Annotated in this window: 1 protein-coding gene; it reads right to left on the bottom strand. The window is 64.6% G+C overall.

Features of this window, described 5'->3' with window-relative positions; translation table 11 throughout:
- The coding region (locus RTW80_RS29755; RefSeq protein WP_312721742.1) for a beta-ketoacyl synthase N-terminal-like domain-containing protein at positions 1–260 on the bottom strand (260 nt) is incomplete at both ends.

The raw sequence follows: 260 nt of genomic DNA, 5'->3' as shown, positions 1-260 counted from the left end.
GCGCAGACGTAAACGCGAGAAGAGTTTGAGCTTCGCACCGGTGGTCCGGGCTTTGTTGGCATCCACGAGGATGCGGGCCAGCTGTTTGCTAACACCGATGGGCAGCACGGATGAGGAATCCGCGCCGCCGGCGATCCCCGCGCGAATGGTCCCCGCCATCAGGCTTTCCGCCACGTTCGCCACCGCCTGGAAACTGGTGGCGCAGGCGCGGCTGACGCTGTATGCGTCGGTGTGAACATTCATGCCGGTGCCCAGCACGA

Origin of the sequence: Escherichia sp. AM3 (assembly GCF_032029835.1) — a bacterium.
Classification (GTDB): domain Bacteria; phylum Pseudomonadota; class Gammaproteobacteria; order Enterobacterales; family Enterobacteriaceae; genus Escherichia; species Escherichia coli.
This window is presented reverse-complemented; position numbering and strand designations above follow the sequence as displayed.